The 15,748-nt window shown below is 47.3% G+C and carries 11 protein-coding genes and 1 pseudogene; 3 read left to right on the forward strand and 9 right to left on the reverse strand.

Annotation, left to right across the window (positions count from 1 at the left end; genetic code table 11):
• Together UF06_RS02815 and tal are read right to left on the reverse strand one after the other, a co-directional pair.
• Window positions 1–478: pseudogene (locus UF06_RS02815) on the reverse strand (transketolase); the annotation flags it as partial.
• An 81-nt stretch (window positions 479–559) separates the two neighbouring features.
• The gene (tal, locus tag UF06_RS02820) at window positions 560–1,510 is read right to left on the reverse strand and encodes a transaldolase (RefSeq protein WP_045569088.1); all 951 of its coding nucleotides are present in this window, start codon (window positions 1,508–1,510) and stop codon (window positions 560–562) included.
• Between the two features lie 461 nt (window positions 1,511–1,971).
• Between tal and UF06_RS02825 the strand changes: the two genes are divergently transcribed.
• Entirely contained in the window at window positions 1,972–2,964 is a 993-nt protein-coding gene (locus tag UF06_RS02825) for a sugar-binding transcriptional regulator (RefSeq protein ID WP_045569089.1), read from the forward strand.
• A gap of 145 nt (window positions 2,965–3,109) precedes the next feature.
• Window positions 3,110–4,408: a glycoside hydrolase family 18 protein gene (locus UF06_RS02830; RefSeq protein WP_045569090.1), complete on the forward strand. Its 1,299-nt coding sequence runs from the start codon at window positions 3,110–3,112 to the stop codon at window positions 4,406–4,408.
• 25 nt (window positions 4,409–4,433) lie between these two features.
• On the opposite strand, the gene UF06_RS02835 is transcribed toward UF06_RS02830, so the two are convergent.
• From UF06_RS02835 to moeA, 4 genes are all read right to left on the reverse strand, one after another.
• The gene (locus tag UF06_RS02835) at window positions 4,434–6,710 is read right to left on the reverse strand and encodes an EAL domain-containing protein (protein ID WP_045569091.1); all 2,277 of its coding nucleotides are present in this window, start codon (window positions 6,708–6,710) and stop codon (window positions 4,434–4,436) included.
• 29 nt (window positions 6,711–6,739) lie between these two features.
• Entirely contained in the window at window positions 6,740–7,570 is an 831-nt protein-coding gene (locus tag UF06_RS02840; protein WP_045569092.1) for a sulfurtransferase, read from the reverse strand.
• 74 nt (window positions 7,571–7,644) lie between these two features.
• Window positions 7,645–8,400 carry a molybdopterin-synthase adenylyltransferase MoeB gene (gene moeB, locus UF06_RS02845; RefSeq protein WP_045569093.1) on the reverse strand — a complete coding sequence of 252 codons (756 nt, stop codon included), beginning with the start codon at window positions 8,398–8,400 and terminating at the stop codon, window positions 7,645–7,647.
• 9 nt (window positions 8,401–8,409) lie between these two features.
• The gene (gene moeA, locus UF06_RS02850; protein WP_045569094.1) at window positions 8,410–9,645 is read right to left on the reverse strand and encodes a molybdopterin molybdotransferase MoeA; all 1,236 of its coding nucleotides are present in this window, start codon (window positions 9,643–9,645) and stop codon (window positions 8,410–8,412) included.
• Between the two features lie 174 nt (window positions 9,646–9,819).
• Here moeA and folE point away from each other — a divergent pair, with 174 nt between their 5' ends.
• A complete protein-coding gene (gene folE / locus UF06_RS02855; RefSeq protein ID WP_039442949.1) occupies window positions 9,820–10,473 on the forward strand; it encodes a GTP cyclohydrolase I FolE in 654 nt (217 codons plus the stop codon).
• Between the two features lie 56 nt (window positions 10,474–10,529).
• On the opposite strand, the gene UF06_RS02860 is transcribed toward folE, so the two are convergent.
• From UF06_RS02860 to UF06_RS02870, 3 genes are all read right to left on the reverse strand, one after another.
• A complete protein-coding gene (locus UF06_RS02860; RefSeq protein WP_045569095.1) occupies window positions 10,530–11,501 on the reverse strand; it encodes a TDT family transporter in 972 nt (323 codons plus the stop codon).
• Window positions 11,502–11,749: 248 nt separating this feature from the next.
• Window positions 11,750–13,153 (reverse strand): H(+)/Cl(-) exchange transporter ClcA, encoded by a 1,404-nt coding sequence (gene clcA / locus UF06_RS02865; RefSeq protein WP_045569096.1) that lies wholly within the window; start codon window positions 13,151–13,153, stop codon window positions 11,750–11,752.
• Between the two features lie 401 nt (window positions 13,154–13,554).
• Window positions 13,555–15,732: a vWA domain-containing protein gene (locus UF06_RS02870; RefSeq protein WP_226972239.1), complete on the reverse strand. Its 2,178-nt coding sequence runs from the start codon at window positions 15,730–15,732 to the stop codon at window positions 13,555–13,557.
• Window positions 15,733–15,748 lie beyond the last annotated feature (16 nt).

Below are 15,748 nucleotides of genomic sequence, written 5' to 3' on the forward strand. Positions count from 1 at the left end.
CATCACCCATGAACACGTAAGTGAAGTGGTCGACGATGTCGTGGCCTTCTTTGTTGAATTGCGCTGCGAGCGCTTTCTCAGCCATTGCCATACCAACAGCGTTGGTGATGCCTTGGCCTAGCGGGCCTGTCGTTGTCTCGATACCCGGTGCGTAGCCGTACTCTGGGTGACCTGGAGTCTTAGAGTGCAATTGACGGAAGTTCTTCAGATCATCGATAGAAAGCTCGTAACCGCTAAGGTGCAGTAGCGAGTAAATCAGCATAGATCCGTGGCCGTTAGACAGTACGAAACGGTCGCGGTCCGCCCACTCTGGGTTTGATGGGTTGTGGTTTAGGTGGCCGCGCCAAAGAACTTCAGCGATGTCCGCCATGCCCATAGGTGCCCCTGGGTGGCCTGAGTTTGCTTTTTGTACGCCGTCCATGCTGAGTGCGCGGATTGCATTAGCTAAATGCTTTCTTGATAGAGGAGCGTTATCCATAATAAATACCGAATATTATTTGAGTCTAAAGAGGAAATAAGTAGGGGAACGTTTGCGTTCCCCTAGTTTGATTCTGTGTGATTACAGTTTAGCTGCAATCATCGCTTCGAGTTTGCCTTGGTCAACGGCGAAGTTACGGATACCTTCTGCCAGTTTCTCAACCGCCATTGGGTCTTGGTTGTGCTCCCATAGGAATTCCGCGTGAGTCATTGGTGCAGGGCGCTCTGCTGCGCCTTTAGAGTCAACCAGTTTCTCAACCACTTCACCTTCAGCGGCTTCGAGTTCTGCAAGTAGAGAAGGTGCGATAGTTAGACGATCACAGCCCGCTAGCTCTAGGATCTCACCGATGTTACGGAAGCTTGCGCCCATAACGACTGTTTTGTAGCCGTACTCTTTGTAGTAGTTGTAGATGCTAGTGACAGACAATACGCCTGGATCTTCTGATGCTTCGAAATCACGGCCTTCTTTCGCCTTGTACCAGTCCATGATACGACCAACGAATGGAGAGATTAGGAATACGCCCGCTTCTGCACAAGCACGCGCTTGAGCGAAAGAGAATAGAAGAGTCAGGTTACAGTTGATGCCTTCTTTCTCTAGGATTTCAGCTGCGCGGATACCTTCCCAAGTAGAAGCCAGTTTGATCAGAATGCGGTCGTTTGTGATGCCAGCATCGTTGTACATTTTCACCAGTTGACGTGCTTTCGCTACGCTGCCTTCCATATCGTAAGAAAGACGAGCGTCCACTTCTGTAGAGATACGACCTGGGATTGATTTTAGGATTTCTTTACCGATGTTTACTGCAAGCATGTCGCAAGTGTCTTGGATCTGCTGCGCTTTGTCAGCGCTTTGCGCTTTTGCGTACTCGATAGAAGCATCGATCAGAGGTGCATACTCAGCGATTTGAGCCGCTTTCAGAATCAGAGAAGGGTTTGTGGTGGCATCTTCTGGTTGGTATTTCTTGATTGCATCAATTTCACCAGTGTCTGCTACCACAGTGGTTAGCTTGCGAAGTTGCTCTAACTTGTTGCTCATAATCGATCATCCTATATAACGGGCTATCGCTCGGTGTGAACACCTGAGCGAATACATTTGTAAACTGACTAGCGAATAGTTTAGTGCGAATTGAACGCGCCATTCTCTACTGGTCAGAAAAAATTTAGCGACCGAACATTTGTTTTGAACATTTGCTCGATGGCTGAGTAAATGATGTGTCCATATTTATCCTATCAGCCTAGAAAGTCAATGGTTGAATGGGGGGGAAGGTGACCTCTATCAACGTTTTTCTTTGTGGGTAATCGGAGAAAAAGTAAATAAACGTTTGCCCTTATCTGGTGTGGATTAGCATCGAACAAGCATTAACATTTTCGTTACTGAGAAAATGTCATTTCCATGAGCAAAAGTAGCAGCTAAACTCGGCTATAACATATGCTAAGTCAATGAGCATTTGCTCAGACAAGACGATAATAGCGCTCCTTGATAACGGTGGAATGTAGATGAGCGGTTCAAACCAAGAGATATCGATTGAAAATACAGATTTATTGACTGAAATTTCCGTTGCCTACTATCAAGATGGGGCAACTCAGGAAGAGATCTCCAAGAAATTTTCAGTGTCGCGCGCAAAAGTGGGGCGGATGCTCAAGCAAGCGCGAGACGAGGGGATTGTTGAAATTACCGTCAAATATCACCCAGTGTTTAGTGCCAAAATTGAGCAACGTTTGATCGAACGTTTTGGCGTAAAGCGTGCGTTGGTGGCGTTGGATCAACCCAGCGAGGAAGCACAGCGTCAGCAGGTGGCTGGCTTAGTGTCGAATTACCTGACCAGCACGTTGAAAAATGGCATGGTGGTGTCGGTCGGTCAAGGACGAAATGTGTCGGCTGTCGCCCATCATGTTGGCGTTATTACACCAAGAGACTGTAAGTTTGTCTGTGGCATTGGCGGCATTCACCCACGTGGCGGCATGTTCAATGCAGACCATATTTGCCGTCAACTGGCAAAAAAATACGGCGGAACCTCAGAAACCTTATATGCTCCCGCCTACGCAGAGAACCGTGAGCAGAAACGTGCTTTTATGCAAAATGCGACAGTAAAACAGACGCTTGATCTAGCGAGAAAAGCCGACATTGCCTTAGTCGGTATTGGCGATATGAGTGAAAACAGTTATATGGTTGATTTGGGTTGGTTCACGCCCGATGAAGTGGTGCAATCTCGTTTGCAGCAAGGTGTGGTGGGGGATTTCGCTGGCTACGATTTCTTTGATATTCATGGCAACGTCGCCAATACAGTCATGAGTGACCGCGTGATTGGCTTAGGGATTGAAGAGTTTCGTCCTATCTCTGAAGTGATTGCCATCGCCGCTGAAAACAGTAAACCATTAGCGCTGCTTGGTGCATTGCGTACTGGCGCTATCGATGTGATTGCCACCGGTGTCAGTAACGCGCTCACTGTGCTGAACTTAGATGAGCAGATGCAAGGTCGGCAAGCTTGAGTTGAAGCTTTGTTTCTGGCACAAAAAATGTGCAACGGGTGCAACCTAACGGCGATAATTCTTAAATGACTCGCAGCCTGATGAGATTGTCAGGATGAAAACAGTTCCTGAGAGTAGCTTAGTGAGGTTAACTCTGGAGGGAATTATGAAAAAAACGCTTATCTCTGTTGCACTCTTAACCTGTTTTAGCGCCGCGTCTTTCGCGGGCGACAAAGTGGTGGCGGGTTACTTTGCCGATTGGCAGTACGCCAATCCATCGAACCCTTACACAGTGCAAGATATCCCCGCTGAAAAGCTGACCCACGTTATTTATGCCTTCTTAAGTATGTGTGGACCGCATACAGGGGCCTCTGAAACCGTGCAAAAGCTGGTTGCCAAGCAGTGCGAAGGCAAAGCGCCTTTCAGTGCCATTGTGGTGGATACGGAAGCGGCACTGGAGAAAGATTTTGGCAAAGTGTCAGTTAAAGTGCCTTATAAGGGCCATTTTGCGCAGCTTGCTCAATTGAAGCAGCAACATCCACAACTCAAAATTTTGCCTTCTTTTGGTGGATGGACCATGTCTGAGCCGTTCCATGCGATGGCCAAAGATCCCAAAGCGATGGCGCAGTTCTCGAAAACCGCCGTTGAGCTTATTCATCAATATAATTTCTTTGATGGAATTGATCTTGATTGGGAGTATCCGGGCGGTGGCGGTTTGACCACGTCACCGTGGGACCCCGCAACTAAGTTGAGCGACGAGCAGAAAGCCGTTGAACGAGCTGCCTTCACTGACTTAGTGAAAACGCTACGCGCCGATTTAGATAACTTGGAAAAGCAAACTCAGCGTCAATACGAGTTGTCTACCGCAGTGGGTGTCGGCGCAAAAGCCGCGCAAATCGACTGGAAATCAGCCTCACCTTACCTGACCAACATGTTTGCCATGACCTACGATTTCCTCGGTGGTTGGGGCCAGCAGACCGGACATACCACCAACTTGCATGCCACAGAACGCAGTTGGTGGGGTATGGGTGCTGATGTGTTCATCAATCAAATGATAGAGCAGGGGATCCCGAGTGAGAAACTGGTGATTGGCGCTGCGTTTTATGGCCGTGGATGGCAAGGAACTAAGAATTACGATGGTCAAGCGCCAAAAGCAGACTTACTTTCTGAACAAGGGGCTCAATTCGGCACCGGAGAAAATGGCTACTTTATGTTCTGGGATCTGGTGAAAAACTACGGTGAAAAACAGGGTTACCAATATAACTACGATGAGCAATCTCAAGCGCCGTATCTGTGGAATCCTGAGGAAAAAGTGTTTATCTCTTTTGAGGACCAACGCTCCATCAAAGCGAAAGCGCAATGGGCGAAACAAGCCAACTTAGCGGGTATTTTTACTTGGGAACTTTCGGGCGATCCAAGTGGTAAGTTGGTCGATGCGATGTACTCCGAAATGCAACAAAAATAGCGTATCGCATCTTAGACTACCCCGCCTAGTGCGGGGTATTTTTATCGAGATATTCAGTCAGGGCTTTGATATCCAGAGGTTTTGAGTAGTAGTAGCCTTGTAAGAGATCGCAATGACATTTTGCCAGCAGGTCAGCCTGTGCCTGCGTCTCTACCCCTTCTGCCAGCACCGCCATACCGAAGTTTTTACCGATTGCGATGATGTTTCTCACCATATTGTAGGATTTTGCGTCATGTTCGATGTGATCGACAAAACTCTTATCTATTTTCAGTTCATCAATCGGCAGTGCTTTGAGCATACTCAGTGAAGAGTAGCCTGTACCAAAGTCATCCAGTGAAATCTTCAGGCCTAATTGGTGGATTTCTTGGCAGATTGGTTTGAACTGCTGCAGATCTTCGATAAACAGATTTTCGGTGATCTCAAGGGTGATGGACTCTCGATCAAAATTAGCTTCTTCGATCACTTTTAGCAGGTGATAGGAGAAGTCTTTCTGCATGAACTGTTTAACTGAAATATTGATCGAAAGGTTGAGCTTACGCCGCTGAGGCTTAACGTAAATAGCCATCTCATTAACGCTGCGCTCAATAATAAATTTGCCTAATGTGACCATTAAGCCGGAGCTTTCGGCGATCGGGATAAAAACGTCTGGTGGAATGAATCCTAACTCATCATCTTGCCAACGCACCAAGGCTTCCACACCATGAAAATGACCATGCACATCCACCTGGGGTTGATAAACCATCGAGAGACTTTTGTTCTCAATCGCCAAACGTAGGCGCTGCTCCACCCGCATTTTGTACAAGTGATCAGCCTGCATCTCGGTGGTAAACAGGCGAAAGGAGTTGCGATCTTGCTTGGCTTGGTACATTGAGATGTCTGCTGCGCGCAGCAGTGCATCAAGATCTGCCCCATGAGTTGGGTAAACCGCGATGCCGATGCTACAACTGAGTAAAAAATGCACGTCATTGACTAAGTAGGTTTGTGACATGCTGGCGATCATCTCTTTGGCAAGAATGCGCAACAAACTTGGATCGGTCTCTCTGACTAACATGATGAACTCGTCACTGGCTTCACGGACGATCAAACGTTCAGGGGTAAGAAAACTGCTGAGCCGTTGAGCAATCTGCTTCAAGACTTGGTCGCCAAAGTCATGCCCGTGAGTGTCGTTGACACTCTTGAAGTTGTCGATATCGATGAATAAGAGCGCGAAAGGGGCCGTTTTGTTCTTGGTCCAAAGAGGAATGGTGTTGCGCAAATAAAGTCGATTAGGCAGGTCTGTCAGGGCATCGTGTGTCGCTTGGTAGTTGAGCCGTTCTAATGTCTCTTTCTCATTTTCAGCGATCGATCGAACTAATCCATAAAAGGCCAATTGAACGGCGAAGAAAATCAGCAGATAGAGGCCAAACTGTTGGTGAAACGTTTGATTGAGGAAACGCATGTCGGTGGTAGACACCGCCCAGAGTTGATAATCCGCCAAGTATTTCACTGTCATTATTTCGGAGTGGTTAAGGCTGTTGGTGATAAAAGTGACGGGTTTCTGTTGCCTTTTTAATTCGGCCTCTGTAAGAGAGATATTGGCCGCTGCGGCTGTGATCGCTTGCCGGTAGCGAACATCTTCAACAGGAGTCGAATAGGGATCAATACCCATATCTTCGGCTGAAATAAAGGTGCGGTAGAGATCTTCGCGGATCAGACTAACGCGGTTGAATGGGTTGTCGTGGATGTCGTGACGAAAGACCAGTGTTGAGTCCACTTTCAGCCCTGCGGTCATAACCGCAATCACATCCCCTTTGCGATCACGAATCGCTTTACGGATAGGAATAACCAGCGTTTGTAACGCAGGCATGAAGTAGGTTCGGCCGAGCACCATTCGGTTGGAATTTAACGTTTGTAAAAAGCTTTCGCGGGTGACCGGATTGAGTTTTAAGTTGGTCATGTCCGAAAGGTGAATATTAGAACTTACCGCGAGGAAGTTACCTTCGGCATCGGTCAGACCGAATCCGCCTATTGCGGAATGGATGTTCATCAAATCATCCAAGATGGGCCGAATCTGCATCGCTGCGGTGAGGGTAAAATCGTTTTTCAAAATCAGTTGGCGACCGACCACTTCTAGTAGCGACTCCTGACTTTTCAGCAAAGAGTCTACCGAGGAGGAAAACAGTTCCAACTGGAGCAGTTGCTTATCCTGATACTTTTGTATATTTGATTGATAGAGAGAGCGGCTAAAAAGGGCAAAAAGGATGAAGGTCAGCGTGACGACCACCCAATACACCATCCAGATATTTCGTTTAAATCCTGCCATTTTTAGCCTTCTAGTCGTTAGGCAAACCCCTAGACTTCAATCGGAAGTGCAGAGTTACTACCCCATTCAGTCCATGAACCGTCATAGACTGAAAGATTATGGTGATTCAGTAGGTAGGCGCCCAGCAACAAAATACAGGCAGTGACACCGGAACCACAACTGAAAATGATGGGCTTATCACTCACTAATGGTAATGGTTCGAACGCAGCTTGCAACCCAGACAAAGGTTTAATAAAACCACGTTCCATCAGATGATAAAATGGCAAGCAAACCGAACCTGGGATATGGCCGCTACGGATGCCTTCACGAGGTTCAGCTACTTGGGCATGAAAGCGCTCTTTTGAACGGGCATCAACAATGTTGGCACTGCGCGCATTACTATGAATCAATACGTTATCGGCATTGAGAAAGTAGGCTTGATCGAGTGTGCCGTGAAAGTTTCCTTTCTGTGATATCGCTCCAAAATCAGACTGTGTCGGATAACCCGCTTCAACCCAGGCGCGCAGGCCACCATTTAAAATCTGCACATTGTGATGTCCCATCGCTTTGAGCATCCACCAAGCGCGTGGCGATGCGTAGGTACCTGTATTGTCATACACCACGATATGGCTATCTTGGTTCAGGCCTAGCTGCTGCGCTTTTTGGTTGAATGTACTCTCGTTAGGCATCATATGTGGCAATGAGCTGCTGGCATCGCAAAACTCGTGGTCATAGTCAAAACGTCTCGCTGTGGGAATCACTTTGTGCAAAATTTTCTGTTCGGCATTGGGAATGGTGAAATCAATGCTGGCATCAAGAATGATCACGTTATCTTGATGTTTGATATTGTGCAGTTGCTGCGCGGTAATCAGAGGGGTCATAGCAAGCGTTCCTTATTGTTTATCTCAGTCCATTGCCAACAGACGATTAAGTAAGAGAGTTGCCCAAGATGATTTTACTGGCCTTGGCAGACAGGGCAATTGGCTAGTTTCGTCAGTTTCATTTCTTGCCAAGAGAGCGTCATCGCATCAAAAATCAATACCTTGCCCACCATGGGCTGACCGAAATTCGCCAGCACTTTGACCGCTTCCAAGGCTTGCATCGCACCAATAATTCCTACCACGGGTGCCATCACACCCGCTTCGACACAGCTTAAGGCGCTACTGCCAAACAGTGCACTCAAACACTGGTAGCAAGGTTGTTTGGCATCTTGATACAAGAACACGCTGATTTGTCCTTCCATACGGATTGCCGCACCGGAAACCAACGGCGTTTTTGCCACAAAGCACAGACGATTGAGCTGATTGCGCGTCTCGACATTGTCGCTGGCATCAAGCACCAGATCGTGTTGGGCGATAAGTTCGGCCAACGCCTTGTCGTCTAAACGACTATCTATGGTTGATACGTTAAGATATGGATTGAGTTCACGCAACGATTGAGCTGCCGATTCGACTTTCTTGCGGCCTATATCGATATCATGATGCAATACTTGCCGCTGTAGGTTAGACAGCTCTACCACGTCATCGTCGATCAAGGTGAGCTTTCCAACGCCAGCGGTGGCGAGATATTGACTGGACGCACAACCTAAACCACCCGCACCTAGTATCAGCACTGAGCTCTGCTTGAGTGCTTCTTGCCCTGCAAAATCAAACTGGCGCAAGACAATTTGACGGTTATAACGCAGCATTTCTTGGTCGGATAAGATCTCCACTGCGTCCTCCTAGTACATTGTCGAATTAAACGGTTGAATGGTGACGGTCTCTCCCGCTTCGACGCGGCCACGCTCACGTTCTAAGACGACAAAACAGTTGGCCAAGCTCATAGAACGAAACGCACCTGAACTTTGATTTCCGGTACTTTCTACCACAAATTGGCCGTTTTCGATGCGATAGACGCCACGTTGATAGTCGGTTCGACCCGGTGACTTTTTGAAGGCGCTTTGAGTGATGGCGTGAATGGATTCTGGCGCTTTCCATAGTGAGTGGCCAGCCAGCTTGGCGAGCATTGGCTGCACCAGCACGTACAAGGTGACGATGGCAGACACCGGATTGCCGGGCAGGCCGCAAAACCAAGCGGTGCGCAGTTTGCCAAAAGCGAACGGTTTGCCCGGCTTAATCGCCAGCTTCCAAAAACCGATCTCGCCCAACTCTTGCAAAATATCTTTGGTATAGTCCGCTTCACCGACGCTCACCCCACCTGATGTCACCACGACATCAGCCAAAGATTGCGCCGTGTCAAAGGTTTTTCTCAGGGTTTCGGGGCAATCGGGAATAATGCCAAGATCGATGGCTTCGCAACCGAAATTCTCAATCAGCGGTTTAATGCCGTAGCGATTGCTGTCGTAAATCTCGCCTTCCAACAAGGGTTCACCTAATGATTTCAGCTCATCTCCGGTAGAGAAAAACGCCACTTTCGGTTTGCGCACCACAGTGACATGGCTGATGCCAAGCGAAGCGATCATCGGAATATCACGCGGGGTGAGTCGAGTGCCTTTCGCGAGCACGAGATCGCCACAACGGATGTCATCACCGATAGGGCGGATGTTCTCGTTGGGTTTAATCTGACACTGCTGAATAACAATACCCGTCTCACTCACTTGGGTGTTTTCTTGCATGATCACCGCGTCGCAGCCTTCAGGGATCTTCGCGCCAGTCATGATGCGAATACAGCTATTCTCCTGCCATTCACCTTCAAATGGTTGACCAGCAAAGGACTTACCCGCAAGAGGAAGCGGCTTGTTTGGTTTAAGATCGGCGAGACGAATCGCGTAGCCATCCATGGCGGAATTGGCAAACGGTGGAACATGAATGGGGGAAAGAACGTCTTCGGCGAGCACAAAACCCAGCGCTTCAGCGAGAGGAAGTTTCAACGTTGTTTGAATTGGTTTAATACCGGAAAGCATTTTTTCCAGCGCATCTTCAATAGGCATTAAGCCTGGTGCATCACAACAGCCCATAGTGAATTCCTGTTGAATTAAGATATTAGCGCACTGTAGCACAGAACAAAGGGAGGGAAGAATGTCCCTCGGTAAAATATGGATGTAATTATTCAAAAATACGAGTATCCTTGTCAGCCATCCAAAAGGGGTAATCTTCGGTTGGTTGATGCTGTAGCAGTAAGAGGAAGTACAATGTCAGGTCTGAGCGAATCCGCTAAATTAGTCAAAGATGCGCTAGAAAAACGTGGTTTAGAGACACCCATGGTGCCAAACCAATTCAGTCGTGAAGAGAAGAAAGAGAAGATCGAGCATCATATGCGAGAGATCCTGGCTCTGCTTGAACTGGATCTGACCGATGACAGTTTAGAAGAAACGCCTCGCCGCATCGCCAAAATGTACGTTGATGAAGTGTTCTCCGGGCTGGATTATCAGAACTTCCCCAAAATCACCGTGATTGAAAACAAAATGAATGTTAGTGAGATGGTACGTGTCAAAGACATTACCCTCACCAGCACATGCGAACATCATTTGGTGACGATTGATGGTAAAGCGGCAGTGGCTTATATCCCGCGTGGCAAAATCATCGGTTTATCAAAAATTAACCGCATTGTTCGTTTTTTTGCTCAGCGTCCACAGGTACAAGAGCGCATGACACAGCAGATTTTAGTCGCGTTGCAAACCTTGCTGGAATCTGATGATGTGGCGGTGACGATTGATGCCACTCACTACTGCGTAAAATCACGTGGTGTGATGGACGCCACCAGTGAAACCACCACCACGGCATTGGGTGGGATTTTCAAAAGCAACCCCGCAACTCGTGCAGAATTCTTACATGGCTTGAGATAACGAGAGCCACAGATAAAAAAGCGTCAACCTAGGTTGGCGCTTTTTTATTATCCTTATTATTGGGCATTCGTTGCCGCGATCTCTGGCCAGTACATTTTGAAGTAACCCACCGAGACCCAAACAACCAGCAAAGTCGCGATGCTCAATTCAAAAAAGCCGAAATTGTGCAACCAGTGCCAATGAGGGTGTGATTCGGCAAAAAATTGTGTCAGTCGATGCATGGCAATTGCACTGATCACCGAAGGGAAGGTGACGGCGGCAATAGATGGCTGGAATTTGAGACGCAGCAGACGAATGTAACAGAGATAAATCAGCAAGGTCATGGTGATAGCGATGCCTGCCAGAGCGCCGGTTAAAATGGGATCGGGCTGTTTGAAATTGACCAAATAAGCGGCCAGTGACAAGTTCACCGGAGCCGCCATGATGGCGAGCGTAGGCCTTGCTCTTTTGGGCAAAGAACCAAAAAACACCAAGCGATAGAGCACCAAAGGCAGCAAGAAGAAATAGATGCCGATGCAAACCAGCGCCAAGGTTTCGGAAAACACGTTGTGGCCAAATTGCGATCCCGCCAGCGAACCACTAATGAGCCCCACCGGATACAAAAACCAACTCGGCACGATATTGGACATTTTAAAGTTCATGATCTGGAAGCTGAAAAACAGCACCATCATGGTGAAATGCAGCAAAATGGCCATAAACCACAAAGGATAAGCAACCGCTGGCGAAACCACCGCTAGATAGTCACACAATATCAAAAGCGCCATGCTCATCGGCGCCATCAAACTGCCACTCAGCGGATGGCGGATATCGTTGATAAACGTTCTTGCGCTGGTGGCATAACGAGCTAAAACAGGCAAAAGCAGCAGTGCGCCGAGAGTGGCTAAAAATGGGCGAATCGGCACGCCAATCTGCGGGAGATACAAGGCCCAAGCCTGTCCTAAACCAATCATGCCTAGTGCAAGGGCCGCTTGTGACGGGGGAACGCTTTGCACTTGAACAAGTCTTTTCCAGTTCAACGATAACTCCATTTATCTCGTTTAATTTTGAGGAAAACGTGCCGTCTGGAGTGTGTTGATGGCGAAGTTGGTGATGACACACCAAATTGTTAATGTCGTTGCACGTCTGTACAGGGTTATAACAGACAAGCTGATGTTCGTTTCGACTCCTACCAGAAAGCGCAGGAATCTTAACAACTTTAATGAGAAGTTGCGCGAAAAATTTAACAAATAGCACAAAAATGCCGGGAGGTGTGACTCCCGGCTGAGGCTGTGAGGCGTTACGCCGTCGGTTGTTCGGGCAGATCTTGCTGGCGAAGCTTTTCGTTTTTGATCGTACGATGCAAAAGTTGGCTGTAAATCGGTTTACCGCCACACGCCTGCGCGCAGATCACGGCGCCAAGGCTGGTGATAATCAGCGGCAGAATCAGGTAGTAGTTGTTGGTCATCTCGATCACCAGCAAAATGCCGGTGATGGGAGCACGCACGGTTGCGGCAAACAGCGCGCCCATGCCCGCAATGGCGAACATGCCTGGTTCAATCGGCAGCTCTGGTAGTAGCAGTTTCGCCGTCGCACCGAAGGCGTAACCAAACAAGGTGCCAAGTGCGAGCATCGGCGCAAAAATACCACCAGGTGCGCCAGAGCCGAAGCAGATCAAGGTAGTGGCAATACGCCCGACAAACAGCCACACCAAGACAGAGACGCTGTAGTTACCAGTGGTGATCTCAGGGATCAGATGAATGCCGCCACCAGTCAACTCCGGAATGTAGAGCAGCAATAGACCAAAGATCCCGCCAAGGCAGGTACCAGTGAGCAGATAGCGTTTACGATCGTTCTTATGAATGGCGACAAACGTATCCTGTGCGACGGTAACCAGTTTGTTGAACAGCACGCCAAACACACCAAATAACCCGCCGAGCAGAAGAAATAACCACAGTGCCTGCAGCTCCGGCGGCTGATATTGCGGCATGGTGATGACCGCGCTTTGTCCATTGATGGTGCGAAAAACAATATTGGCCATCACGGCGGAGATAATCACAGCGCGAATGGAGATCAATGAGTAACGAAATTGCGGACGCATCTCTTCCACGACAAACATGATTCCCGCGAGAGGGGCATTGAATGCCGCCGCTAAACCGCCCGCGGCGCCAGAAGCGAGCAGTGAGTGACGAGTATCGTCATCTTTGACGCGGAAAATATCGGTGACCATACGGCCAACCGCGCCACCCATTTGCACTGTCGGACCTTCGCGACCAAGCACCATGCCAGAACCCAGCGCGCCCATCCCGCCAAAAAACTTCACGGGCAAAACACGCCACCAGCGCACCGGACGAATGTTATCCATTGCCCCTTCGATTTCTGGGATGCCGGAGCCAGCGGCTTCCGGGGCGAAACGGTGGACGAGAAAATACCCGACAAAGGCGAGTGCGGCACTGATCAGAATCGCAGCTAACCACAGTGGCAGTACGTGGCCAATTTCGTCGCGCAGCCACTCGGTGCGAGTTTCGGAGACGAAGTGCACCGCAATCTCAAAGTAGGTGCCGACTAAACCAGCAACAATGCCGACCAACGCTGAAAGAAAAAGCACAGAAATCGGTGTAGAACCTCGAGAGAGAAACTGGTTAATGGCATCTTTAGGGACTCGCACTAACACAGATTGCACAATTCTCTCACGTTTGGTCATTACCATTCTCCGCCTTGTATGATAGGGATGCCGATTATAAACGGGGCCGGCTATGCGCCTTAATCAACAAAGATGCAAATTAGATTTGCAAAATTAATAGGCACTACAAATATTTATATGTTTAAGGTTCTGTAACGAATAAAAAAGATAGAATTTTTCTCTCAGATTCCTTGCAAAGTTGCCTTTATGAGCCACACTTAAATCGTAAAGCAACATGCTGCTCTAAGAAGGAGGGATGTGAAGTTTTACACACAATTTGGATGGATTCAAAACCCTACTGTAGTGCCTCGTATATTGTTTGGGATGCAGCTATAGACATCCCGATTCGCAGACTCACGATTGAGTACGAGGTTAAGGCGCACGCTAGTGCGCCTTTCCGTTTTATGGATTTAGTTGATGCTTTACTTCTCAAGCTCGACGTAGTTGTAGGCAATAACTATCTCAGCTCCTGCCGCTGGGATAGCCGTTCCGCGGAAGCTAATACTGTTTGTTTGAGGGTAATAAGTCCAACCGTTTACTTTGTCTCGTGTTACTTCTACACCATCGACTTTAACCGAAAGGGACGTGGAAATGACTTTACTTGCGTCATTTATCCCGAGTTTATACCCCACAGTCGACGCTCCAGCATTGTTCGCAATATCGGTCATAAACTGTTTGTACTCGGTTTTCTCATTGATATTGAGAACCAAACCAAGGCTTGTTTGAGATAAGTCATCATATTGACTAACACGAGCATCACTTGGATCAACTATGGAATACACTCGATAGCCATTATCTACAAACAGGTTGTTATTAACGTCAAAATCTCTTGTCGGATATTGACTTTCTTCATCACTTATAATAATAACTGACAGAGAGGCTCCTGATCGAGGGTAGCCCGCAACGGCAACAGTTCCCGTAGTTGGAGCTAAAGCCTTTTCAGCAAAATAGATACCTCTTTCGTATCCGCTACCGTTCGTTCCGGGTTTAAAGTCTAAGGCAATTTGCTCTGGTTCGTGAGTAAATCCATTCCCTCTTAGAGAGTCATTATCGGTTGTAATTGTTCCCACCTTATAATCGAGACCTGAAGCAGAAATTTCATCTAGAAACGTTTGTGTTAGAGTACTGATCTCATCTTGTTCATCTCCCATACTTCCAGAATTATCGATCACAAAGAGAAAGTCTGCTTTTGATACGGTCTGTTCAATGGCAGTGATAGTATCGTTTTGTACTTTGATCGTTGCATTTACTGGTGCACGAACACTTTCAGAGGTAGTTGTATCGATCAGTGTTTCGTATTTACTAAAGAGTTCTTTAGCAATAAGAGTACTAGTCATTACTACATTATCTTTTTGTTCATCGAACGAAAGCACAATGTCGAACTGGAATGCGTTGGTATTTTTTTCATTGGCATCGGCAACGAGCTGGTCGACAACTCCACCCACTTTGTTGGTTCCGATAGTTTGTAGAATCAGTTGGAGTAAGGCCGTAGTTTGTCTAGTTTCACTTAAGGAAATGTTATAGCGAGCAGATACGTCGCCATTTACCAAAGTTTTTTTCGATATTTCAGTGACGTCGTTGCGATAGCCTAATGTTGAATCCAATGACCCCATTATTCTGTTAAGGATATCTACTGTTGTCGAGCCTTGTGATAGAGAAGGTCTTTCACTGGTAAAGCCAATCAGTTCTGTACCTACTGGTGTTGGTATGCCTGATTTTTGAATTTGCCGTGGAACTTCTCCGTACATAACCACTCCTTTAAAATCACCGGTGATGTTTTGAGTCGAGTAGCCTTCAGGGAGTAGTACCTGAGTATTGTCCATCACCACGGATTGAGTTTTACTCGGCGCTTCAGCAATGGTGACGTTTATTTTTTGTGCATGCAAAGTGATCGAGCCATCTTGATGGACTCTTTTTACTTCTAATTTTGCACTCATTACACCAGATGTATTACCTGCGGTAAGTTCAATGACTTGAGGCTGATTGACTGATACAGGGCTAATGATATTATCATCACTGTCGTACCAAGTCAGAGTATCATTATCACTTACGTTACTAATGGTGGCTGTAATTGTTGTCGTTTCACTAGGAAGTATTACGGCAGGAGACGCAACTATTGCATTGATTAAAATGTCAGGTGCGGTATATTCGCCGTCGCTACATAAAATGTGCTCTTCAGAAATTTCTTGCTCACTTAGTTTGTTATTATTGTCAGCATCAATACCAGCAATAACTAATTGTCCACCTAAATTGCATCGCACGTCATTTTTAGCAATGGATAGAACAGAGACAAGAGCGTCATTGTTTACAACTAGGTCTCCATCTATGACCTTCACTCCACTGTTGCAGTAAGTGTGGCTTTGCAATACTTCGCCATTTTCAAGTATTTTTGAATCATCTTTATCCAGACCAAGGTCTATTTTAATTCCACCTGAAGTACATATGGAATCGTTTTGGGAAATTGGTGTTGCTTTGACCAGTGATGCATATGTTTGTGTTGGTGGTGTTGCTGAATCTGTCGCACTTGAGTTTGAATCTGAGCCGCCACAACCGTATAAGCCAAATAATGCTATTGATAAAACTGACAATTTTAGTTTCATGGTTTCCTACCTTAGT

The organism is Vibrio sp. S234-5, from assembly GCF_000960595.1.
Classification (GTDB): Bacteria; Pseudomonadota; Gammaproteobacteria; order Enterobacterales; family Vibrionaceae; genus Vibrio.